This is a genomic window from Variovorax sp. Soil_C_33, assembly GCF_057656935.1.
Genome location: NZ_JBDGJK010000007.1, coordinates 223,387 through 244,560 on the forward strand (window position 1 = coordinate 223,387; position 21,174 = coordinate 244,560).

Here is a 21,174-nt window from a genome sequence, read left to right on the forward strand (position 1 = left end):
GCGCATCAATGGTCGACGAGTTCGGCATCAATGAATTCTTAGCACTTGGTTAGGATGCGGGGTTTTTCGAATTGCAGTAAGGGCAATGCTTTCGAGGTCTGCAGACTTGCTATGCTGCGCGCCTTGCACGGCCCACCCGGCTGCGCCCCGGCCCAGCGACGAACGATCGGTTCGCCAGCCACGCCACTTTTGCGGAACGCTTTTCTCATGAGGACCTCCCGGCTTCCCGCGCTCTGGCTCGCGCTTCCCCTGCTGCTGTCGGCCTGCGCGCTGCCGCGCCCGCCCGAGCAGGTGGCGGCCCCGGCACCCGCGCAATGGCACACCCCCCTGCCCCACGGCGGCTCGCTGCCCGTGCTGGCCGACTGGTGGCGCCAGCTCGACGATCCGCTGCTGGGCGAGCTGATCGATGCAGCCCAGGCCGCCAGCCCGAGCGTGGCCAGTGCGGCCGCGCGCATTGCCGAGGCGCGGGCGACGCGCGTATCTGCGGGCGCAGCACTGGCGCCGAATCTCACCGGCAGCGTATCGGCCAGCCGCGGCAACTCGCCCACCAGCGGCTTCGGCGGAACTGAAACCGGAACTGGCACCGGCAGCGGCCTCACCGCGATCCCGCCGATCACGACGATCCAGGCCGGCCTGCAATCGAGTTGGGAGATCGACCTGTTCGGCGGCCTGCGCGCCAGCCGCGACGCCAGCCAGGCCCGGCTCGCCGGCGCCGATGCGAAGTGGCACGAAGCGCGGGTCTCGGTCGCGGCCGAGACCGCCACTACCTACCTCGGCGAGCGCGCCTGCCGGCGCCAGCTCGCGGTGGCCACGTCGGACACGCAGTCGCGCGCCGAAACCGCGCGCCTGACCGACCTGTCGATGCGTGCCGGCTTCACCGCCCCGGCCGAGGCCGCGCTCGCGCGTGCCGGCGCCTCCGATGCGTCGGCGCGCCTCACGCAGCAGCGGGCGCAGTGCGCGCTGCTGCAGCAGGCGCTGGTGTCGCTCACCGGCATCGATGCGCGCACGATGCAGGCCAAGCTCGATGCCGCGCCGGTCGACCGCCCGCTGCCGGCGGTCCAGGCCGTCGCCAGCGTGCCGGCCGAGGCGCTCGCGCAGCGGCCCGACGTGTACTCGGCCGAGCTCGGCGTGGCCGCGGCGAGCGCCGACGCCGGCGCGGCGCTGGCGCAGCGCTTTCCGCGCCTCACGCTGCAGGGCTCGATCGGCCGGCTGCAGATCCGCACCAGCGGCATCCGCGAGACCATGGACACCTGGACCATCGGCCCGGTCGCGCTCAACGTGCCGATCTTCGACGGCGGCACGCTCGCGGCCAACGTCGATGCCGCGCGGGCGCGCTACGACGAGGCCGTCGCGCTCTACCGTTCCAACGTGCGCCAGGCGGTGCGCGAGGTCGAGGAAGCGCTGATCAACCTGCAGAGCACCGATGCGCGCGCCGGCGATGCCGATGCGGCAGTGCAGAACTACCAGGCTTCCTTCGACGCCACCAGCGCGCGCTACCAGAGCGGCCTGGCCAGCCTGTTCGAACTCGAGGATTCGCGGCGCACGCTGTTCGCGGCGCAGACCGCGCGCGTCTCGCTGCAGCGCGAGCGCGCCGAAGCCTGGGTCGCGCTCTATCGCTCGATGGGCGGCGGCTGGACCCGGCCTGGATCCGCAACGACAACCACGACTCCAACGACCGAGACGTCGAAATCATGAAAAGAATGAAGCGTTCCACCCTCGTCATCGTGCTCGCCGTGCTTGTGCTGCTCGCCGCAGCCGCCGCGTTCATGTTCTCGCGCGGCAAGCCGGAGGGCGCCGGCGCTGCCAAGGCCAAGGACGCCGCGGCCGCGCCGGCCAAGCCGGCGCTGACCGTGACCGTCGCCAAGCCCGAGGCCAGCGAACTCACCGTCACGCTCGCGGCCAACGGCAATGTCGCGGCCTGGCAGGAGGCCAGCATCGGCTCCGAATCCAACGGCCTGCGCCTGGCCGAAGTGCGCGTCAACGTCGGCGACGTGGTCAAGAAGGGCCAGGTGCTCGCGACCTTTTCGCAAGATACCGTGCAGGCCGACGTCGCGCAGGCACGCGCCTCGCTGGCCGAGGCCAAGGCCACCGCCGCCGATGCCGCCGGCAACGCCGCGCGGGCGCGCACGCTGCAGGCCACCGGCGCGCTGAGCCAGCAGCAGATCAACCAGTACCAAACCACCGAGCAGACGGCCAAGGCCCGCGTCGAGGCGGCAGAGGCGGTGCTCGCGGCGCAGCAGGTGCGGGGGCGCAACACGCAGGTACTGGCGCCCGACGACGGCGTGATCTCCTCGCGCACCGCCACCGTAGGCAGCGTGCTCAGTGCCGGCACCGAGCTGTTCCGGCTGATCCGCCAGGGCCGGCTCGAATGGCGCGCCGAAGTGACCTCGGCCGAGCTGAGCCGGGTCGCGGTCGGCACGCCGGCCATCGTCATCAGCGCCAGCGGCGCCCAGGTCAGCGGCAAGGTGCGCAGCATCGCGCCGACGGTCGATCCGCAGACGCGCGCGGCGCTGGTGTATGTCGACATTCCCAACGTTCTGGAGAACACCGGCATCAAGGCCGGCATGTTCGCGCGCGGCGATTTCCAGCTCGGCCGCAACAGCGCGCTCACCGTGCCGCAGGCCTCGATCGTGCCGCGCGACGGCTTCAACCACCTGCTCTTGCTGCAGCCGGACAACCGCGTCGCGCAGCTCAAGGTCGAGACCGGCCGCCGCGTCGGCGATCGCGTGGAGATCACGACCAAGCTGCCGCCCGATGCGCGCGTCGTGGTCCAGGGCGCCGGCTTCCTGAACGACGGCGACCTGGTGCGGGTGGTGGATGCCGCGCCGAACAAGGAGCAGCGTTCATGAACGTCTCGGCCTGGTCCATCCGCAACCCGATCCCGGCGGTGATGCTGTTCGTGCTGCTCACCTTCGCGGGCATGCTGTCCTTCAACGCGATGAAGGTGCAGAACTTCCCCGACATCGACCTGCCGACCGTCACCGTCTCGGCCTCGCTGCCGGGCGCCGCCCCCTCGCAGCTCGAGACCGACGTGGCGCGCAAGCTCGAGAACTCGATCGCCACCGTGCAGGGCCTGAAGCACATCACGACCAAGGTGCAGGACGGCGCGGCCACGCTGATCGTCGAGTTCCGGCTCGAGAAGCCGGTGCAGGAAGCGGTCGACGACGTGCGCTCGGCCGTGCAGAAGGTGCGCGCCGACCTGCCGGCCGACGTGCGCGACCCGGTGATCAACAAGCTGGACTTCGCGGCCCAGCCGGTGCTGGCCTTCACGATCGCCTCCACGCGCATGGACCCGGAGGGGCTCTCCTGGTTCGTCGACGACACCGTCACCAAGAAGCTGCTGGCTATCAGCGGCGTCGGCGCGGTCAACCGCGTGGGCGGCGTCACGCGCCAGGTGCACGTCGACCTCGATCCTGGCAAGCTGCAGGCGCTGGGCGCCACCGCGGCCGACATCTCGCGCCAGCTGCGCCAGGTACAGACCGAAAGCGCGGGCGGCCGCACCGACCTCGGCGGCAGCGAGCAGCCGGTGCGCACGCTGGCCACGGTGCGTTCGGCCGATGAGTTGGCGGACATGCAGATCCCGCTTTCGGACGGCCGCCGCATCCGGCTCGATCAGGTGGCGCGCGTGTCCGACACCATCGCCGAGCCGCGCGCCGCCGCGCTGCTGGACGGCAAGCCGGTGGTCGGCTTCGAAGTCGCGCGCAGCCGCGGCGCGAGCGAGGTCGAGGTCGGCGGCGCGGTGCAGAAGGCGCTGGCCGAGCTGCGCGCGCAGCATCCCGACATCGAGCTCACCGAGGCCTTCAACTTCGTCGAGCCGGTGCAGGAGGAGTACGACGGCTCGCTGCATCTGCTGTACGAAGGCGCCATCCTCGCGGTGATCGTGGTGTGGCTGTTCCTGCGCGACTGGCGCGCCACCTTCGTCTCGGCCGTCGCGCTGCCGATGTCGGCGATCCCGGCCTTCATCGGCATGTACTTGCTGGGCTTCTCGATCAACGTCGTCACGCTGCTGGCGCTCTCGCTGGTGGTCGGCATCCTGGTGGACGACGCGATCGTGGAGGTCGAGAACATCGTGCGCCACCTGCGCATGGGCAAGAGCCCCTACCAGGCCGCGATGGAGGCGGCCGACGAGATCGGCCTGGCGGTGATCGCCACCACCTTCACGCTGATCGCGGTGTTCCTGCCCACCGCCTTCATGAGCGGCGTGGCCGGCAAGTTCTTCAAGCAGTTCGGCTGGACCGCCTCGCTCGCGGTGTTCGCCTCGCTGGTGGTGGCGCGGATGCTGACGCCGATGATGGCGGCTTACATCCTGAAGCCTCTCGTCGGCGCCGAGAAGGAGCCGCGCTGGCTCGCCTTCTACATGCGCCTGGCCGAGCGCAGCCTCAGGCACCGCTTCACCACCATGGTGCTGGCCACCCTCTTCTTCTTCGGCTCGGTGGCGATGATCCCGCTGCTGAAGACCGGCTTCATCCCGCCCGACGACAACTCGCAGACCCAGGTCTACCTGTCGCTCGCGCCGGGTGCCACGCTGGCCCAGACCATGGCGATGGCCGAGGAGACGCGGCAGCGCGTGATGGCGGTCGAGCACGTAAAGAGCGTCTACACCACCGTGGGCGGCGGCAGCGCGGGCGGCGATCCCTTTGCCAATTTCGGCACGCCGGAGACGCGCAAGGCCACGCTCACCATCAAGCTGGCGGACCGCGGCGACCGGCCGCGCAAGCAGGGCATCGAGAACGAGATCCGCAAGGCCCTCGAAACCCTGCCCGGCGTGCGCAGCACCGTGGGCCTGGGCGGCTCCGGCGAGAAATACATCCTGGTGCTGACCGGCGAGGACCCGGCAGCGCTCACCAGCGCGGCGCGCGCGGTCGAAAAGGACCTGCGCACCATTCCGGGCCTCGGCAACATAACGTCCACCGCAAGCCTGATCCGGCCCGAGATCGCGGTGCGCCCGAACTTCGCGCGTGCGGCCGACCTGGGCGTCACCAGTTCGGCCATCGCCGAGACGCTGCGCGTCGCGACGCTGGGCGACTACGACCAGGCGCTGCCCAAGCTCAACCTGGCGCAGCGCCAGGTGCCGATCGTGGTCAAGCTCGAGGACTCGGCGCGCCAGAACCTCGCGCTGCTAGAACGGCTCACCGTGCCCGGCAAGAACGGCCCCGTGATGCTGAGCCAGGTCGCCGCGCTGACCATGGAAGGCGGCCCGGCCGTGATCGACCGCTACGACCGCTCGCGCAACGTCAACTTCGAGATCGAGCTCTCCGGCGTCGGCCTGGGCGATGCGAAGACCGCGGCGATGAAACTGCCCTCGATCCAGAACCTGCCGCCCGGCGTGCGGGTGGCCGAGGTCGGCGATGCCGAGATGATGAGCGAGCTGTTCGCGAGCTTCGGCCTGGCGATGCTGACCGGCGTGCTGTGCATCTACATCGTGCTGGTGCTGCTGTTCAAGGACTTCCTGCACCCGGTCACCATCCTGTGCGCGCTGCCGCTGGCGCTCGGCGGCGCCTTCCTCGGCCTCTTGATCGGCCAGAAGGCGCTCTCGATGCCTTCGATGATCGGCTTCATCATGCTGATGGGCGTGGCGACCAAGAACTCGATCCTGCTCGTCGAGTACGCGATCGTCGCGCGCCGCGACCACGGCATGAGCCGCTGGGACGCGTTGCGCGATGCCTGCCACAAGCGCGCGCGGCCGATCATCATGACCACGCTCGCCATGGGCGCAGGCATGGCGCCGATCGCCTTCGGCCTGAGCGCGGCCGATTCCAGCTTCCGCGCGCCGATGGCGATGGCGGTGATCGGCGGCCTCATCACTTCCACCGTGCTGAGCCTGCTGGTGGTGCCGGCCGTGTTCACCTACATCGACGACATCGAGCACTGGATCAAGCGCACGGTCGCGCGCATCCGCGGCCGGGCGCCCGACCCGGCCGATGCGCCGGAAGGGGCGCCGCCGCTCGCCGGCGAACAGGCCGCCGCCCGCTGACAGGGCAGCGGCGCGCGCTGCGGTGCGCGCCTGGAGCCACCGCGTTGGCTCGATGCGAAGGGCTTGCCCCATCGCAATGTCGCGCCTGGACCAGTAGCACCAAATCTGTCTTTTTGTGACTTTTTTGACAGCCTTGCAAACCGCCGCCCAAGAATGATTTCGGGCGTACACCAATGGCTGTCGCGCCCACAAGCAACTCTGCACCTGTGAGCGATTCGACTGGATCTACGCATCCCGGACGCGAACAAGCAGAGCCAACTCTCGCTTCCTTAACGCACATGGGGTGTACACATGATTCCGAGCATGGCAGGTTTCGGTGGTTGGACGAGTCGGCACGCAGTGCAGGTGGATCCCGTCAAGCTCTCAACAATCAATCGCGGGTACCGGCGCTTTCCCGACACGTTCGTGTTTGACTACGCGGCGCTGCTGGGGCAACGAGTCGATCAAGGTCATGGCGCTGGAACCGCTGCCGCGTTTGCGGACCTACGCCAATACGTATGCCGGCTCGTCGCGCAACGACCCGCGGTTCCCGGACTACTCCCTGCAAATTTCGAAGGCCATGCAGGATAGTCTTGCCAACCCGGACTATCTCGTCATCGATTGGCAGGACACGAACTACATGTACAGGGCCTTCAAGCTGGACAATCCCGGTGACCAGTACTACACGGCCAGCCTGGCCTTCCAGTACACCGTTGCCTGGTTCGGCCCCTCCAACGTATCGGCGCCGCCCCAGCCCTATCAGCGTGTCTACGTGGCGGGACACAGTGTCAGCTTCCAGGGCGGATGGTGCGAAGGCGCCCATGATGTCGGGCATCAACGCCGCAACGTCGGTGCTCATGCGCATCGTGGGCGGCCCCGTCGCAAGGGATCGCGTAAGAACCAGTGCGCTCGTCGATCCGACCAAGGTGCAGTTCCACGTCTATCAGGACATCGACGAAGTCATTCCGACGTACGTACCGGGCAAGCGGCGCGCCGGCAAGGGTGCGGCCGAGGTTGAAGCAGCGACCGACGCCTAACCGAGGACGCCGGCAGTGCTGCTTCGAACATGGCAGCATCAGGCCATCGTGTACACACGGAGGCAAGATGCCATGAGCCAGAAGCAGATCCCTGCAGCGCTGTTCCTTGGGGCATTGCTGGCAGCCGCCGCGGCGCAGCCGGTGGCGCAGGAAGCGCAGGCCCGGCAGCGCTACGAACGCGAGGTAGCGGCCTGCAACAGCGGCGCGCTGGCGGCGCCGGCGCGCGAAGCCTGCATTCGCGCCGCCGGCAACGCGCTGGACCGCGCCCTCGGCGGCCCGCCGGCGGACGTCACGGCGCCCTCCGCCGACGGCCGCGCCACCATCGTCGGCCCGGCCGGCGCGCCGCCGCCCTCCAGCGGTTCCGATGCCGTTCGATCGCGCGACGGCCGCGCAACCATCGTGCCGCCGGCCGATCGCTCGGCGCCTCGTTAGCCCATGTTTCGCGGCACCACGCGGCGCCGCGTCACGACGATCCCTTTCGACGCCGACTCGATCCGGTAGGAGCTGTACTCCGACCGGCAGAGCCCCAGATCGCGCAGCGCCGCGCTGCCCGGCTGCTCGAATTCTTCGCGATGCCTGCGCTGCGACCAGGCTTCCAGCTTGGCCGCCAGCCTTGCCCGAAGGGTATTCATTGCAGCCCTGCCAATGCGCCCTGGATGCGTTGCCCCTGGGCCGGCGTGATCAAGCCCGTCAGCAGTTCGCCGAAGCGCGCCTGGCCTGCACCCGAGTGGATGTACTGCCAGCGGTAGGCCGCAAGCAGCGCCTTGCCGACCGTGTCCACCTCGCCCGCGTCCAGCACGCCGGCCTGCGGCTTGTTGGCCATGAAGTAGGTGCAATCGGCCTGCGCCTGCAACTGCAGCAGGCCGTCGACGCCGGCCACCAGCGCGATGAGGTCGTCGACGGCCGCATCGCGTTCTTCCGGCGTGAGCTTCGCGTCCTCGCGCCGCCACTCGAGCTCGTCGAGCACGGCATGCTGCGACTCCTCCTTCCAGTGGAAGAGGAACACGTCCTTGAACAGCGGCGAGATCTCGGCATCGACGGCGATGCTCTCGCGGTAGTGCACCTGCGTGACGAGCTCGACGTCGCAGGTCAGCGCGAGCACGGCCCAGGTGCACTTGCCGAGCACGAACTGCGCCACCGTGTTGGGCTCGGGCACGAACAGGTAGCCGTCCGGCATGCAGCGCGCGGCCAGGCCTTCGATGCGGCGGAACAGCTCCTGGTGCTTGAGCTCCTCGTCAGTGAAGCGCACCAGCGCCTCCAGCGCCACCTGGTCGCCGAGCCAGTGGTCGCGGCTCACCTCCAGCATCTTGGCGCCGACGAAGCGCTCGAGCAGGCCGAACATATTGGCGTAGGTGCGGCCCTGGATGCGGTTCAGGAAACGCCGCTCGCCCGGGCTCAGGAAGGCGAGGCGCTCCTCCAGCAGCGTCAGCCCGTCGGGCAGGAACTTGTCGGCCGCGCCGAATTCGCGCCGGCGGATCACGTCGCGATCGATGTCCCAGCGGATGCGCTTCGAGTTCTCGATGCAACGGGCATAGCGGGGCGTGGATGCCGCTGCGGGCGACAGGGCTGGTGCGGACTGCATGGTGTGCTCCTTTCGAACTCGTCGTGGGGTGAGCCTATTGTTCGAAGAAGCGGGTTTCGCGACCATGAGGCGGCGGTCCCGGAAACCGCATTCGGCGGGCCGCGCCGAGCGCAGGGCCTGGGGCCACGGTCCGGGGTCGGACTCAGCCGCGGCCCAGGCCGGCGTTGCGCGCCAGCACGATCGCCTGCGGCCGGTTCTCGACTTCCAGCTTGGCGAAGATGCTGGTGATGTGGTTGCGCACGGTCTTCTCGCTGAGCTGCAGTGCCGCCGCCACCTGGGCGTTGTCGCGGCCCTGCGCGATGAGTTCCAGCACCTCGCGCTCGCGTGCGGTCAGGCGCGCGATGGCCGGATCCTGCACGGCGGTGCCGGCGGCGCCGAGAAACTCCCGCACTTCCTCAACCCACTGCGGCCAGACCGCGTCCTGCGCGAGCATGAGGTGGTGCACGCTGTGCAACGGCACGAAGCGGGCTTGCGCGATGCCGCCCGCGATGAAGCGGCCCTCGTCGAAAGGCACGCGCAGATCGCCGGTGGCATGCAGCACCAGCGTCGGGCAGTGCACCTGCGGAAGCAGGTCCGACACGTCGATGCTGTCGAAGACGCGCAAGGTGCGCGCCGCATTGGCCGGTGAGGTCGACACGCGTGCCAGCTCGTTGAACCACTGATGCTGCTCGGGCGTTCCTTCCGGCAGAAACTGGCTCGTGAAGAACTGGCGGAAGGCGGCATCGGCGCGGCCCCAGCCGATCTCCATCAGCTTGGCCTGCGTCTCGGCCTCCTCGTCGAGCAGCCGTCCGCCTCCGCGCTTCCTGCGCCCGCGCGCATAGCCGCCCTGCAGCACCAGGTGGCTCACCCGCTCGGGATGGCGCGCCGTGTAGGCGATGGCCAGGCTGACGCCCTGGGAGATCGCGAGCATCGGAAAGCGTTCGAGACCAGCGGCATCGATCACGGTCTCCAGGTCCTGCAGCCAGAGCGCGAAGCTCACCTGCTCGACGTCGCGGTCCGACAGGCCGGTGCCGCGCTGGTCGTAGCGCACCAGCGTGTGCTCGGACGACAGCATCTCCAGCACGTGGCCCCACACCGGGCTGGTGAGGTCGAACTCGAGGTGGGAAAGCCAGTTGCCGACCTTCAGCAGCGGCGGCCCCTTGCCGCTGGTCGCGTAAGCGATCCGCACGCCGTCGGGCGCGGTGCAGAAGCGGATCTGCTGTTTCAGCGGCATCGCATCACCCCTGCGCCGTACCCAGCGGCTCAGGCTGTAGGCATGCGCTGATCCGTTACCACGACCGAGCAGACACCGCACGCCTGCCGGCCGCGTTGCAGCCACCACCGGCACTGGGCGCGGATAGCGCAGGGAGGCAGCCGCTCCTCGTCAGCAGCCAAGCCCATATCCGTTGCCGCGCTGTGCAGTTGGCCGATGAGCCCGCACTGATGCCCCGCCCAATGGCCGCAGCGTCCTTCCTGACACGGGGAAGAGAAGCGGAAGCGTCGCTCCGGCGCGCCGGTCCTGCGGGCCACTTCGACAAAGTTGTCGTCGACCACGAGCGGCGTGATCAGATGGACGACCCGCCCCTTCGCATCGACCACGCCGAACAGCGAGGCGCCGGGCTCGGCCGGCGCGCTGGGACACAGCGGGTCGCCTGCAGCCTCGGGGCTCACTTGTAGGGACCGGGCTTCGGGTCCGGCAGGAACATGCCTTTGATGCCGCCTGGGGCAGTCAGCTGCACCTGGTCCTGCGGAATGGGATGCCTCGCGGCAAGGTGTGCGAGCACCGCGCCCTGGATCGCGGCTGCCACGGCGCGCTGGTCGGGTTCGCTGAGCGCCATCGCTCCCAGGTCGACAACGAATCTGTTCTTGGATGGTTCTTTTTCGTCGCTCTTCGAACTGGATTTCGCCATGGCATTCTCCTTGTGAAGACGAATAGATTAGTTCACATCACCGCATTACTCAATGGGTGTCCGCAGATCGATATGCGAAAGCGCTGCAGCCAGGTCGCGCCGTGCCTGCGCGGCCTCCGGCGCCATGCCCAACTCGTCGGCCAGCTGGATGGCCTGGCGGCACCAGGCCAGCGCCGCCTGGGCGCCTTGCCCGCCGTGCGTCGCGTACAGCTTCCCCAGCAAACGCATGAGGAGCGCCTGCAGCGGTCTGAAGCCGTAGCGTCGTGCGAGCTCGAGCGTGGTCGCCAGCGTCTCGCCGGCCGCGCCGGGCGCATTGCGAAGCTGGACTTGGGCCAGCGCGGCGCGCGACCACAGCCGCATGCCGAGCAGCCCCGCGGTGGTGGTGCGCGCGATGGCGTCATCGAGCACGGCCTCCGCTTCCTGCAGGCGGCCGGTCAGCGCGTAAGCGCGGCCCAGGTAGCGCTGGGAGGAAGGAATCAGCAACGCGATGTCGGCGCTGCGAGCAAGACGCAGCGACTCCTCGAGCTCCGCAACGGCACCCTGGGCGTCGCCGCTCAGCAGCAGGCAGAAGCCGCTGCCCACGCCGCTGTAGCTGAGGTCGAAGGGCTTGGCCAGTTCCTGTGCGATGGCGCGGGCCGCGGCGATGCTGGCGGCGGCCTTCTCGTGCTGTCCAGTGATGGCGTAGGTTTTTGACAGGCAGACCAGCGCAAGCACCGAGGCCGTCCCCGTGGTGCCGGTGTTCTTCAGCCGCAAGGGCCCGCGCAGGTCGTCCAGGCGATCGAGCAGCAGGTCTTCGGACTGCCGGAACTCACCCTGGTACCAGCAGGCCTGGGCGAGTGCAAAGCTCGCATTCACGAAGGCCGCCTTCTCTCCCAGTTCCCGCGACCGCTCGTAGCCCTGCCGGCCAGCCTCGACCGCCTGCTCCAGCAGCCCCATCTTTGTCAGGGTGAGGCATTTGCTGGTGTCGATCTCGGCCAACTGCGCCGGGTCGCCCACGGTGAGCGCCAGGCTCCTGGCCTCGTCCAGGCAGCGCGCGATGCGGGGCAGATCGGCCACGCCCGGTAGCGCCACCCGCAGCCGCAGACGCGCCTCGATCGAGGTCTTGACGGTGTCCTCGTTCACGGGCAGGTGCGTCAGCGCCTCGATCGCGCGATCGTAAAAGCCGATCGCCTCCCGCCACGCCCACCGACCCGTCGCGCGGTCGCCGGCCTGCAGCGAATAGGTCACGGCCGCAGCCCAGACCTCGCCGCGCATCGCGTGCTCGGCCAGGCGCTCCGTCAATTCGCCGAGGCGATCCGCCAGCAGGGTCTGCATCGCGCTCATGACGCGGGCATGGAGCTCGCGGCGGGTCTTGCGCAGCATCTCCTCGTACGCAACCGTCTGGATCAGGACATGCCTGAAGGTGTACTCGCGGCCCGAGGGGATGTCGAGTTCGTAGAGAAACTCGCCCGCCTGAAGCTCGGCGATTCCGCGCTCGAGCTGATCGTGCGGCAGGCCGGCCACCGCCTCCAGCAGATTGAGCGGTACGTCCTTGCCGATCACCGATGCCACATGCAGCAGCCGGCGCCGCAGCGGCGGCAGCCGGTCGATCCGCGCTGCAATGATGGCCTGCACGGATGCCGGGATGACGACTTCGTCGCGCCGCTCGGCCGGTCCGTGGGATCTGTCCTGGCCCGCGACCACGCCGCTCTCGTTCAGCGAGCGCGCGATCTCCTCGATGAACAGCGGCACGCCGCCGGCCTGGACCAGTATCTGCTGCCGCAGCGAGGCCAGGTCGCTGGAAGGACCGATCAATTCGCGCAGAAGGACCCCTGCGCTTTCGGGTTCCAGCGCGGGCAACTGCAACTGCAGGCAATAACTGCGCCGCGTCCATGGCGGATAGCGGTCCGGGCGCGTGGTCACCAGCAGCAACAGCCGGGCCGCGCCCATGCCTTCGACCACTGCATCGAGCACCTCGGTGCTGGGCAGGTCCGCCCAGTGGTAGTCCTCGACCAGCAGGATCAGTGGATGCAGCGCGGCCTCACGCAGAACCACGGTGCGCAGCGCCGCGATCGAGCGGCTGCGGCGCACCGGCGGCGCCAGCCTCGGCCATGCTTCCTCATGCACCGGAAGATCCAGCAGCGATTGCAGCGGCGCCAGGTCAACGCGGCCCTCGGGATCGATCAGCGCCAGGGTGTGCGTGAGCTTGCGCGCGACCTCCGCGCGATCGTCGCCCGCATCCACCGCCAGCAGAGCGCGCAGCAGTTCGGCTGCCAGGTGATACGGCCCACCGGTGGTGTGCGCCATCGCGGCGACGCGCAGCACATTCCAGCTGCCGCTGCGCGCCTCGCGCAGGAACTCGTGCGCGAGGCGGGATTTGCCGAAACCGGCGTCGGCCACCAACGTGACAACCTGGCCGCAGCCCAGCGCCGCGCGTTCCAGCGCCGCCGACAACTGGTGAAGCTCGGCATCGCGCCCAACGAAGGAGTTCAGCGCATGCACCGAGCAACGCGCCTCCCAGGTCGGCCGCGCGGTGGCCGCCAGCAGTTGGAACAAGTCCAGCGGCTCGGAGAGTCCCTTGATCGGCACGCGCCCCAACGAAGCCACATCGACGTGGCCGCGCGCCAGCCGCGCGGTGCGGCCCGTCAGGAAGGCGCTGCCCGGCGTCGCCTGCTGCTCCACCCGGTTGGCCAGGTGCGCGATGACGCCTGTGGCCTCGTAGTCGGAGGCGTCGCTGCCGATCGGGCGGATCACGACCTCGCCGCTGTCCATGCCGACCCGGATCGAGATGTTCGGATCGTTCAGGCGCTGGGCGGCATCGATCATGTCGCAGGCGGCCAGGCAGGCGCGCACGGCATGGTCCTCGCAGGCCACGGGCACCCCGAACAGCGCCATGATGCCGTCGCCCCGAACGGAGTTCACCACGCCGCCGAAGCGCGTCACCGCGGTCGCCATGGCCTGCAACGTCGGGTCCAGCTGGCCCATCGCCGCCTCGGGATCCAGCGCTTCGATAAGCTGCGTCGAACCGCGGATATCCGCGAACAGCACGGTCACCTGCTTGCGCTCACCCTCCCCGGCCAGGGAGCCTTCGCCGGGGACTGCGGACCCGGGCGACGGCACGCGCCCGGCATCCATCGAAGCGCCGCACTGGCCGCAGAAGCGCGCCGCCTGCCGGTTGACCGCGCCGCAAGCGGCGCACACGGCCTCCAGGGCGCCGCCGCAGAATTCGCAGAATCGGCCGCCCTCAGGATTGAGCGCCTGGCAGTGCCTGCACTTGATCATGTCCCGGACCTGCGCGCGCCATCACGCTTCTTCGATGGGCTTGTCCAACCAGGCCACGACCGTCGGCGGCCACACCGCCGGCGGCTGTCCGCCGGGGCGGGCTTCGATCGCCTGCGCGAACCTGAACAGCCCATTCGGATCGTATTTCCTCTTGACCGCGAGCAGCGCCGGAAACGCGTCGCCCCAGTAGCTCGACCTGTAGTCGGGACAGTCGGCATCGGCGAAGTTCTGGTAGATGCCGCCGTTCCAGAACCGCGCGATAAAGCTGCGCCAGCGCGCCAGGTAAGCCTGCATCTTCAGTTCCTCCTGGTCATCCTGCCAAAAACCGGTGACGTAGATGTTGAAGGCGGCACTGCGATGGACGAAGGCGCTTTTCTCGACTGGGTACGCGCTGATGGCGCCGCCCCATCCGGCCAGGGTCAACGTCGAGTTCAGATTGGCATGCGCCTCGAAATCGTCGATCAGCGTCTGCCAGTCCGGCAACCCCAGTTCCGACACGAAGCGGGCCTGCCGCAGCACCCGGATGGGCGCTGCGCTCGCAGCAGGCTGGACGAAGTTCCGCTGGCCCTCCAGTTGCGCCAGCGGCCTGAGCAGCGCGTGCATCGCGGCCTCGGGGCCGAAGTAAGTTCCTGCGACCAGGAGGCCAAAGGTCGTCGGCGGGCCTGCATCCTCTTGCGGCCAGCGACGCAGCTCGGCGGCTGCATTCAGTTCCGGACCGGCGCCGCGCAGCACGTCGTTTTGCAGCGCCACCAGGACTTCGGCGGCCAAAGCGCGGTCGGCCGGCTTCGTGATCGGCCAAAAGAAAGACCAGGCGTGCTGCTCGGGCGCGCGATGCAGCGCGTACCGCACCTCCAGCAGGACGCCGAAGTTGCCGCCCGTGCCGCCGCGCACCGCCCACCACAGATCATGGTTGACGGTTTCGCTCGCAGGCACGACGCGGCCGTCGGCGAGCATGACCCGCACCGCCAGCACATTGTCCGAATTCATCCCGTAGGTGCGGGAGTTGTCGTCGAAGCCGCCGCCCTGCATGTAGCCGCCCACGCCGACCTTGTCGGTGGCCATCGGCAGTTGCAGCCCGCCGAGCCCCTGCTGCAGCGCTTTCATCTTGCAACCGCCGCCGACGCTCGCCTCGAGGCGGGCCGGGTCGACCTGGACCTTGTTGAACCCGCTCACATCGATGACCATCCCGTCGCCGATCGAGGAAAAACCGGCGAAGGAATGCCCGCCCGCGCGGATCCGGAACGGCACCTTGTACGACTGCACCCCTTCGAGGCAGGCTCTCAGGTCTTCTTCGACCTCGCAGAGGATGACCGCCCAGGGCCGAAGATTGTTGAAGCGCTCATTGAAGGTCCGGCGTGCCTTGAAGTAGTTCGCGTCGCCCGGCAGCACGACGCGGTGCCGGGGCAGGCGCTGCAGAAGGAACTGCCTCAGTCCGTCGGGCAAGCCGGCGCCGGCGCGGTGCTCGGTCGCCGCCTCGGCCGGCTGGGCGACCTGCTCGTCATCCGCTGCGATCTTGAATGGCCAGATGTACATGACTGTTCCCGGCGTGACACGCCGGCAATCATGTCCGATAGTCGGCCTTTTGTGTTGCGTCTTACGCGCGCACACACATGAAGGCGGGATGGGCCGGGGATCAGACGGCCGCGGCGCGCAGCTTTCTGTCGCTCATGCGCTTGGCGACGCGCGGCAGGACCAGCACCGCCAGGATGACCACGATCAGCACGAAGGACATCGGCCGCTGGAAGAACACCGACGCGCTGCCCTCGCCGATCGACATCGCGTTGCGCAGTTGCGCTTCTGCGAGCGGGCCAAGGATCATGCCGACCACCACCGGCGCGGTCGGGAAGTCGAAGCGCCGCATGAAAACGCCGATCACGCCGATGACGTAGAGCAGCACCAGGTCGAAGGCGCTCTGCCGCATGCCGTAGGCACCGACCGTCGCGAAGATCAAGATGCCGGCATAGAGCTGCGGCTTCGGGATCTTGAGCAGCTTGACCCACAGGCCGACCATCGGCAGGTTCAGCACCAGCAGCATCACGTTGCCGATGTAGAGCGATGCGATCAGCGCCCACACCAGCGCCGCCGAGGTGGTGAAGAGCTGCGGCCCGGGCTGGATGCCGTAGTTCTGGAACGCGCCGAGCAAGATGGCCGTGGTGTTCGAGGTCGGGATGCCGAGCGTCAGCAGCGGGATCAGCGCGGCCGTCACGGTTGCGTTGTTGGCGGCTTCGGGGCCGGCCACGCCTTCGATCGCGCCCTTGGTGCCGAACTCGGCCTTGCTGTCCGGATCCTTGGCGAGCTTCTTCTCGGTCGCGTAGCTCAGGAAGGTCGGGATCTCGGTGCCGCCGGCCGGGATGCAGCCGAAGGGTGCGCCGATCGCGGTGCCGCGCAGCCAGGCCGGGATCGAGCGCTTCCAGTCGCGCGCCGTCATGTGCACGCGGCTCAGCTTGTTCTGGCTTTCGACCACGCGGCCTTCGTAGAGCACCGCGTAGAGCACCTCGGCCACCGCGAACAGGCCGACCGCGACCAGGACGATCTCGATGCCGTCGAGCAGTTCGGGAATGCCGCCGGTGTAGCGCCCCTGTCCGGAGATCTGGTCGAGCCCGATGCAGCCGGCCGCGAGGCCGATGAAGAGGGCCGTCATGCCGCGCAGCGTGCTTTTTCCCAGCACCGCGCTCACCGTCGTGAAGGCCAGCACCATCAAGAGGAAGTACTCCGGCGGCCCGAGCTGGACAGCGAAGTCGGCCACGAAGGGCGCGAACAGCGTGACGACCACGGTGGCGATGCTGCCGGCCACGAAGGAGCCGATGGCGGCGGTGGCCAGCGCTGCGCCGGCGCGGCCGCTCTTGGCCATCTTGTTGCCTTCCATCGCGGTCACCATGCTCGCCGTTTCGCCCGGCGTGTTGAGCAGGATGGAAGTGGTCGAACCGCCGTACATGGCGCCGTAGTAGATGCCCGAGAAGAAGATCATCGAGGCCGTGATGTCGACCTTGCCGGTGATCGGCAGCAGCATCGCCACTGCCACCGCGGGGCCGATGCCGGGCAGCACGCCGACGGCTGTGCCGAGGGCGCAGCCCACCAGGCACCAGAGCAGGTTGACGGGCGTGATCGCGAGCGCGAAGCCCTGCATCAATGCATTGAAGATTTCCATGTCAAGCCTCCCGCCGGGCCGCCCCAAGGACGGCTTGCGCCCCCCCGGGGGGCCGCGAACGAATGTGAGTGTGGGGGCGCATCAAAACCAGCCGGTCGTGGTCAGGCCCGGCAGGTTGATCGCCAGGAACTTGGTGAAGAGCCAGAACACCGGCGCGGAGATCAGCAGGCCGGTCACGATGTCGGTGATCCAGGTGCGCGGCGCATTGACGGCCGCCTGGCCATTGGCGCGCCGCAGGCCTTGCACGGCCAGCAGGTAGCACATCGTGCAGCTCAGGATGAAGCCGATGGTGGTGATCAGCGCCGCATTGAGCAGCAATCCGGCCGTCACCCAGGCGAAGCCGCTCCAGTAGGCCTGCACCGCGCCCGTAGGCGCATCCATGTCGCGGAAGCCGCCGGTGCGCGATTCCCAGATCATCCAGGCGCCGCACACGGTGAGCGCGACCGCCACCAGCCAGGGCAGGAAGTTGGGACCGACGCCGCCGTAGCCGGCCTCGGACGAGATGCCGATCGCACCGAAGGCGAGCGCGAGGCCGACGAGGAGGATGCCGATGCCGACCAGGGTCTGCGGCCAGAGGGCGGGCGGCGGCGATTGGGGCTCGAGCGACGCGTATCCGCTCGATGGGGGGTCGATGTTGGACATTGTTCTGGACCTCGCGTTGGTCAAGGAAGAAAGGAGCACGCCGCCGGGCGTGCTCCCGCGCTTTCGCGAAGGCGCGCGCTCAAACCATGCCGGACTTGATCATCGTCGCGCGCAGGCTCGCGAACTCGTCGTCCACGAACTTGGCGAAGGCTTCGCCCGACAGGACGGCCGGCGTCCAGTCATTCTTCTTCATGGCCTCGTTCCAGGTCGGCGTCTTGATCGCGGCCAGCACCAGATCGGTCAGCGCCTTGCGCTGCTCGGCCGTGATGCCGGGCGCGCCGTAGACGCCGCGCCAGTTGCCGATCTCGACGTCGATGCCCTGCTCCTTGAGCGTCGGCACGGTGCTGCCGGCCAGGCGCGTGCCGGAGGTGACGGCGATGGCGCGCATCTTGCCCGTCTTGATGTACTCGGCGAACTCGCTGTAGCCGCTGCCGCCGACCGTGACGTTGCCGCCCAGGATGGCCGCCGTGGCCTCGCCGCCGCCGCGGAAGGCGACATAGTTGATCTTGGACGGGTCGACGCCCACCTTCTGCGCGATCATGGCCGCGGCGATGTGCTCGGTGGAGCCGCGCGAGCCACCGCCCCACTTGACGCTGCCCGGGTCCTTCTTGAGCTGCTCGACCACGTCCTTCATGGTCTTCAGCGGCGAGCTCGCCGGCAGCACGAACACGTTGTACTCGCTCGTGATGCGCGCGATCGGCGTGGCCTGCGAGAGGTTGACCGGCGGCTTGCCTGTGATGATGCCGCCCAGCATCACGGCGCCCATCACCATCAGCGCGTTCGGGTCGCCCTTGGAGCCGTTGACGAATTGGGCCAGGCCCAGCGCGCCGGCGGCGCCGCCCTTGTTGTCGTAGGTGACCGTGTCAGCCAGCTTGCTGTCGGTCATGGCCTTGCCCAGCGCCCGGCCCGTGGTGTCCCAACCGCCGCCCGGATTGGCCGGGATCATCATCTTGACGTTGGGGCCGGCCCAGGCCGAGAGCGGCAAGGCGCCGGTGGCGGCCACGGCGGCCAGGGACTTCAGAAAGGTATCTCGACGCATGCATGTCTCCTTGGATCTGGGAAGCTGAACGCCCGCTATGATGCGCCGCCCCGCTGTCAGTTGGCTGTCCGGCACACTGGGGTAAACACCGAAATTCCGGCCATGAAGCTGCTGCTAGTCGAAGACGATCCGTCGATGCAAACCACGCTGCAGCGCACGCTCGGGCGCCGCATGATCGACGTGCGTCTTTGCGGCGACGGCGCCGAGGCGCTCGCGCAATGGCGCGCCCTCGAGCCCGACGTGGTGGCGCTCGACCTCAGCCTGCCCACGCTCGACGGCCTGCAGGTGCTGGCCCGGGCGCGCGCCGAAGGCCTGCGCACGCCGGTCCTGCTCCTGACCGCGCGCGGCACGGTCGGCGACCGCATCGTCGGCCTCAACGCGGGCGCCGACGACTATCTGCCCAAGCCCTTCGATCTCGACGAACTCGAAGCGCGCATCCGCGCCCTGCACCGGCGCCACCAGAGCGCCGGGCCCGAGGCCGCGACCCAGCTGCCGCAGGTCGGCGGACTGCGCTACGAAGCCGACAGCGGCGCGATCTACCACCGTGCCCAGGTGCTCGAGCTCACGCCGCGCGAGCTCGCGCTGCTCAAGGCGTTGATGGTCAAGCCGGGCCATGCGGTCAGCAAGGAGCGCCTGTTCGAGCTGGTCTTTCCCGGCGAGGCAGACGTGCAGTACGAAGCGATCGAGGTGGTCGTCTACCGGCTGCGCAAGAAGCTCGCGGGCACCGGCGCCGCCCTGATGACGCTGCGCGGCCTGGGCTATCTGCTGCGCGAAGAACGATGATCCGGCCCTTCTCGCTGCGCGCCAGGCTGCTGGTCGGCATCCTGGCGCCGGTCGCGCTGTTCATCGTGATCAACAGCGTGAGCCTCTATCGCCAGAGCCTCGCCGCCGCGACCACCGCCTACGACCGCACGCTGCTCGCCTCGGCCAAGACCATCGGCGAGCAGCTCGACGTGGAGGGCTACGACGGGGCCGCGATGCTGCGCGCCATCGTCCCCTACTCCGCGCTCGAAGCCTTCGAGGCCGACAACCAGAGCCGCATGTTCTACCGCGTGTCGGCGCAGGACGGCGAAATGATCTCGGGCTTTGCCGAGCTGCCCTTCTGGCGCGGCAAGCTGCCGGACCGTCCGCCCTACGCGGCGCTGGTCGACTTCTACGACGCCCGCTTCCGCGAGCAGCCGGTGCGCGTGGCGGTGCTGTTGCAGCCGGTGGCGAGCGCACGCGGGCGCGGCATGGCCGTGGTGCAGGTGGCCGAAACGCTGGAGCTGCGCGAGACGCTGGCGCGCAAGCTGCTCGTTGACATGCTCTGGCGCCAGTTGGTGCTGCTCGCGGTGATCGCGGGGGTCACCGTGTTCGTGGTGCAGCGCGCGACCCGGCCGGTGCGCCAACTGGGCGAAGCCATCGAGGCCCGGGCCGCCGACGACCTCTCGCCGATCGACGCGCCCGATGCGCCGCGCGAGCTGCGCCCCATGGTCGACGCCACCACCCGCGTCATGGGCCGGCTGCAGCGCTTGCTGGACCACCAGAAGCGCTTCGTGCGCGACAGCGCGCACCAGCTGCGCACGCCGCTGGCCGTGCTCAAGGCCCAGGTGCAGTCGGCGCGCCGCGGCGACGTGCCGACCGCACAGGCGCTGGACGAGATCGGCGAAACGGTGGAGCGCGCGACCGTGCTTGCGAACCAGATGCTCTCGCTCGCCAAGGTCGAGCAGCTGCGGCAGCAGCCCGAGTCGGTGACGCTGGAGCTCGGCGAGGCGGTGCGCCAGGTCGCACTCGACGTGTCGCCGCTGCTGGCGGACAAGGCGCTCGACTTCGAGCTCTCGGTCGACGCCGCGCCGGTGTGTGTGCGCGCGCACCGCTGGATGCTGCAGGAACTGGCGCGCAACCTGCTGCACAACGCCATCAAGCACAGCCCCCACGGCGGCGCGCTCGCGGTGCGCGTGCACGCCGAGGGCGATATGGCAGTGTTCGGCGTGCGCGACGACGGACCTGGCGTCTCCGACGAATTGAGGCAGCGCCTCTTCGCGCCCTTTGCGGCCGGCGACCTGGTCAGCGGCTCCGGACTCGGGCTGGCGATCTGCCGCGAAATCGTGCTCGCGCTGGACGGGCGCATCGCGCTCGAGAACCGGGAAGCCGGCGGACAGCATGTCGGCTTGGATGCCGTCGTCCATCTCCCGCTGGCGCGCGATACTTGAAGCACATGGATCGACTTCGCATCGACAAGTGGCTCTGGGCCGCACGCTTCTTCAAGACCCGTTCGCTCGCGGCCGAAGAGATCGCAAAGAACCGCGTGCAGGTCAACGGCGACGTGGCCAAGGCTTCGCGCGAGGTGAAGGTGGGCGACACGGTCGCGATGCGGCTCGGCGCGCTGACGCGCATCGTCCTGGTGCGCGGCCTCAGCGGCCAGCGCGGCCCGGCGCCGGTGGCGCAGCAGCTGTACGAAGAAACGCCCGAGAGCCTGGCGGCGCAGGCGGCCGCGCGCGAGCAGCGCCGCATGGGCAGCGAGCCGGCGCTCAGCATCGAACAGGGGCGACCCACCAAGCGCGACCGGCGCGAGCTCGACCAGGCGAGGCGCGTCGACTGGGACAGCCGCTGGAGCGCATCGCTGGACCCCGACGACAGCTGA

At 69.1% G+C, this 21,174-nt stretch carries 18 protein-coding genes; 8 read left to right on the top strand and 10 right to left on the bottom strand.

The window, feature by feature from the left end:
- Positions 1 to 207 precede the first annotated feature (207 nt).
- The 5 genes from AC3A6B_RS13480 (at position 208) to AC3A6B_RS13500 (ending at position 7,422) form a co-directional block, all read left to right on the top strand.
- On the top strand, positions 208 to 1,695 hold the full coding sequence (locus AC3A6B_RS13480) for an efflux transporter outer membrane subunit (RefSeq protein WP_487837194.1): 1,488 nt from the start codon (positions 208 to 210) through the stop codon (positions 1,693 to 1,695).
- Positions 1,692 to 2,849, top strand: a complete 1,158-nt coding sequence (locus AC3A6B_RS13485; protein WP_487837195.1) for an efflux RND transporter periplasmic adaptor subunit — start codon at positions 1,692 to 1,694, stop codon at positions 2,847 to 2,849. Before AC3A6B_RS13480 ends, AC3A6B_RS13485 begins: the two co-directional genes overlap by 4 nt.
- Positions 2,846 to 5,974, top strand: a complete 3,129-nt coding sequence (locus tag AC3A6B_RS13490) for an efflux RND transporter permease subunit (protein WP_487837196.1) — start codon at positions 2,846 to 2,848, stop codon at positions 5,972 to 5,974. Before AC3A6B_RS13485 ends, AC3A6B_RS13490 begins: the two co-directional genes overlap by 4 nt.
- 803 nt (positions 5,975 to 6,777) lie before the next feature.
- Positions 6,778 to 6,990 carry a hypothetical protein gene (locus tag AC3A6B_RS13495; protein ID WP_487837197.1) on the top strand — a complete coding sequence of 71 codons (213 nt, stop codon included), beginning with the start codon at positions 6,778 to 6,780 and terminating at the stop codon, positions 6,988 to 6,990.
- A 72-nt stretch (positions 6,991 to 7,062) separates the two neighbouring features.
- Positions 7,063 to 7,422 carry a hypothetical protein gene (locus AC3A6B_RS13500; protein ID WP_487837198.1) on the top strand — a complete coding sequence of 120 codons (360 nt, stop codon included), beginning with the start codon at positions 7,063 to 7,065 and terminating at the stop codon, positions 7,420 to 7,422.
- Here the strand turns inward: AC3A6B_RS13500 and AC3A6B_RS13505 are convergent.
- From AC3A6B_RS13505 to AC3A6B_RS13550, 10 genes are all read right to left on the bottom strand, one after another.
- Positions 7,419 to 7,622 carry a hypothetical protein gene (locus AC3A6B_RS13505; protein WP_487837199.1) on the bottom strand — a complete coding sequence of 68 codons (204 nt, stop codon included), beginning with the start codon at positions 7,620 to 7,622 and terminating at the stop codon, positions 7,419 to 7,421. The genes AC3A6B_RS13500 and AC3A6B_RS13505 overlap by 4 nt on opposite strands.
- Positions 7,619 to 8,572: a hypothetical protein gene (locus AC3A6B_RS13510; protein ID WP_487837200.1), complete on the bottom strand. Its 954-nt coding sequence runs from the start codon at positions 8,570 to 8,572 to the stop codon at positions 7,619 to 7,621. The genes AC3A6B_RS13505 and AC3A6B_RS13510 overlap by 4 nt, the downstream gene beginning before the upstream one ends.
- A 142-nt stretch (positions 8,573 to 8,714) precedes the next feature.
- Positions 8,715 to 9,785, bottom strand: a complete 1,071-nt coding sequence (locus tag AC3A6B_RS13515; RefSeq protein WP_487837201.1) for an alpha/beta fold hydrolase — start codon at positions 9,783 to 9,785, stop codon at positions 8,715 to 8,717.
- Positions 9,786 to 9,814: 29 nt separating this feature from the next.
- Positions 9,815 to 10,222 (bottom strand): hypothetical protein, encoded by a 408-nt coding sequence (locus tag AC3A6B_RS13520; RefSeq protein WP_487837202.1) that lies wholly within the window; start codon positions 10,220 to 10,222, stop codon positions 9,815 to 9,817.
- Positions 10,219 to 10,461: a hypothetical protein gene (locus AC3A6B_RS13525; RefSeq protein WP_487837203.1), complete on the bottom strand. Its 243-nt coding sequence runs from the start codon at positions 10,459 to 10,461 to the stop codon at positions 10,219 to 10,221. Before AC3A6B_RS13525 ends, AC3A6B_RS13520 begins: the two co-directional genes overlap by 4 nt.
- A 45-nt stretch (positions 10,462 to 10,506) precedes the next feature.
- Entirely contained in the window at positions 10,507 to 13,722 is a 3,216-nt protein-coding gene (locus tag AC3A6B_RS13530) for an adenylate/guanylate cyclase domain-containing protein (RefSeq protein ID WP_487837204.1), read from the bottom strand.
- Between the two features lie 21 nt (positions 13,723 to 13,743).
- Positions 13,744 to 15,255, bottom strand: coding sequence for an FAD-binding oxidoreductase (locus tag AC3A6B_RS13535; protein WP_487837205.1), 1,512 nt, complete (start codon positions 15,253 to 15,255; stop codon positions 13,744 to 13,746).
- Between the two features lie 100 nt (positions 15,256 to 15,355).
- Positions 15,356 to 16,870 carry a tripartite tricarboxylate transporter permease gene (locus AC3A6B_RS13540; RefSeq protein ID WP_487837206.1) on the bottom strand — a complete coding sequence of 505 codons (1,515 nt, stop codon included), beginning with the start codon at positions 16,868 to 16,870 and terminating at the stop codon, positions 15,356 to 15,358.
- Between the two features lie 81 nt (positions 16,871 to 16,951).
- Positions 16,952 to 17,512: a tripartite tricarboxylate transporter TctB family protein gene (locus AC3A6B_RS13545; RefSeq protein ID WP_487837207.1), complete on the bottom strand. Its 561-nt coding sequence runs from the start codon at positions 17,510 to 17,512 to the stop codon at positions 16,952 to 16,954.
- A gap of 79 nt (positions 17,513 to 17,591) precedes the next feature.
- Positions 17,592 to 18,551 carry a Bug family tripartite tricarboxylate transporter substrate binding protein gene (locus tag AC3A6B_RS13550; RefSeq protein WP_487837208.1) on the bottom strand — a complete coding sequence of 320 codons (960 nt, stop codon included), beginning with the start codon at positions 18,549 to 18,551 and terminating at the stop codon, positions 17,592 to 17,594.
- Positions 18,552 to 18,653: 102 nt separating this feature from the next.
- Here AC3A6B_RS13550 and AC3A6B_RS13555 point away from each other — a divergent pair, with 102 nt between their 5' ends.
- The 3 genes from AC3A6B_RS13555 to AC3A6B_RS13565 are packed head-to-tail and all read left to right on the top strand — an operon-like array spanning position 18,654 to position 21,174.
- Complete coding sequence (locus AC3A6B_RS13555) at positions 18,654 to 19,334, top strand: response regulator (protein WP_487837209.1); 681 nt, start codon at positions 18,654 to 18,656, stop codon at positions 19,332 to 19,334.
- The gene (locus AC3A6B_RS13560) at positions 19,331 to 20,743 is read left to right on the top strand and encodes a sensor histidine kinase (protein ID WP_487837210.1); all 1,413 of its coding nucleotides are present in this window, start codon (positions 19,331 to 19,333) and stop codon (positions 20,741 to 20,743) included. Before AC3A6B_RS13555 ends, AC3A6B_RS13560 begins: the two co-directional genes overlap by 4 nt.
- Positions 20,744 to 20,748: 5 nt before the next feature.
- A complete protein-coding gene (locus AC3A6B_RS13565) occupies positions 20,749 to 21,174 on the top strand; it encodes an RNA-binding S4 domain-containing protein (protein WP_093109148.1) in 426 nt (141 codons plus the stop codon).

Bases quoted from the DNA above. Each gene is read 5' to 3' on its own strand.
- AC3A6B_RS13480 (WP_487837194.1), top strand. From the start codon at position 208: ATGAGGACCTCCCGGCTTCCCGCGCTCTGGCTCGCGCTTCCCCTGCTG.
- AC3A6B_RS13485 (WP_487837195.1), top strand. From the start codon at position 1,692: ATGAAAAGAATGAAGCGTTCCACCCTCGTCATCGTGCTCGCCGTGCTT.
- AC3A6B_RS13490 (WP_487837196.1), top strand. From the start codon at position 2,846: ATGAACGTCTCGGCCTGGTCCATCCGCAACCCGATCCCGGCGGTGATG.
- AC3A6B_RS13495 (WP_487837197.1), top strand. From the start codon at position 6,778: ATGTCGGGCATCAACGCCGCAACGTCGGTGCTCATGCGCATCGTGGGC.
- AC3A6B_RS13500 (WP_487837198.1), top strand. From the start codon at position 7,063: ATGAGCCAGAAGCAGATCCCTGCAGCGCTGTTCCTTGGGGCATTGCTG.
- AC3A6B_RS13505 (WP_487837199.1), bottom strand. From the start codon at position 7,622: ATGAATACCCTTCGGGCAAGGCTGGCGGCCAAGCTGGAAGCCTGGTCG.
- AC3A6B_RS13510 (WP_487837200.1), bottom strand. From the start codon at position 8,572: ATGCAGTCCGCACCAGCCCTGTCGCCCGCAGCGGCATCCACGCCCCGC.
- AC3A6B_RS13515 (WP_487837201.1), bottom strand. From the start codon at position 9,785: ATGCCGCTGAAACAGCAGATCCGCTTCTGCACCGCGCCCGACGGCGTG.
- AC3A6B_RS13525 (WP_487837203.1), bottom strand. From the start codon at position 10,461: ATGGCGAAATCCAGTTCGAAGAGCGACGAAAAAGAACCATCCAAGAAC.
- AC3A6B_RS13530 (WP_487837204.1), bottom strand. From the start codon at position 13,722: ATGATCAAGTGCAGGCACTGCCAGGCGCTCAATCCTGAGGGCGGCCGA.
- AC3A6B_RS13535 (WP_487837205.1), bottom strand. From the start codon at position 15,255: ATGTACATCTGGCCATTCAAGATCGCAGCGGATGACGAGCAGGTCGCC.
- AC3A6B_RS13540 (WP_487837206.1), bottom strand. From the start codon at position 16,870: ATGGAAATCTTCAATGCATTGATGCAGGGCTTCGCGCTCGCGATCACG.
- AC3A6B_RS13545 (WP_487837207.1), bottom strand. From the start codon at position 17,512: ATGTCCAACATCGACCCCCCATCGAGCGGATACGCGTCGCTCGAGCCC.
- AC3A6B_RS13550 (WP_487837208.1), bottom strand. From the start codon at position 18,551: ATGCGTCGAGATACCTTTCTGAAGTCCCTGGCCGCCGTGGCCGCCACC.
- AC3A6B_RS13555 (WP_487837209.1), top strand. From the start codon at position 18,654: ATGAAGCTGCTGCTAGTCGAAGACGATCCGTCGATGCAAACCACGCTG.
- AC3A6B_RS13560 (WP_487837210.1), top strand. From the start codon at position 19,331: ATGATCCGGCCCTTCTCGCTGCGCGCCAGGCTGCTGGTCGGCATCCTG.
- AC3A6B_RS13565 (WP_093109148.1), top strand. From the start codon at position 20,749: ATGGATCGACTTCGCATCGACAAGTGGCTCTGGGCCGCACGCTTCTTC.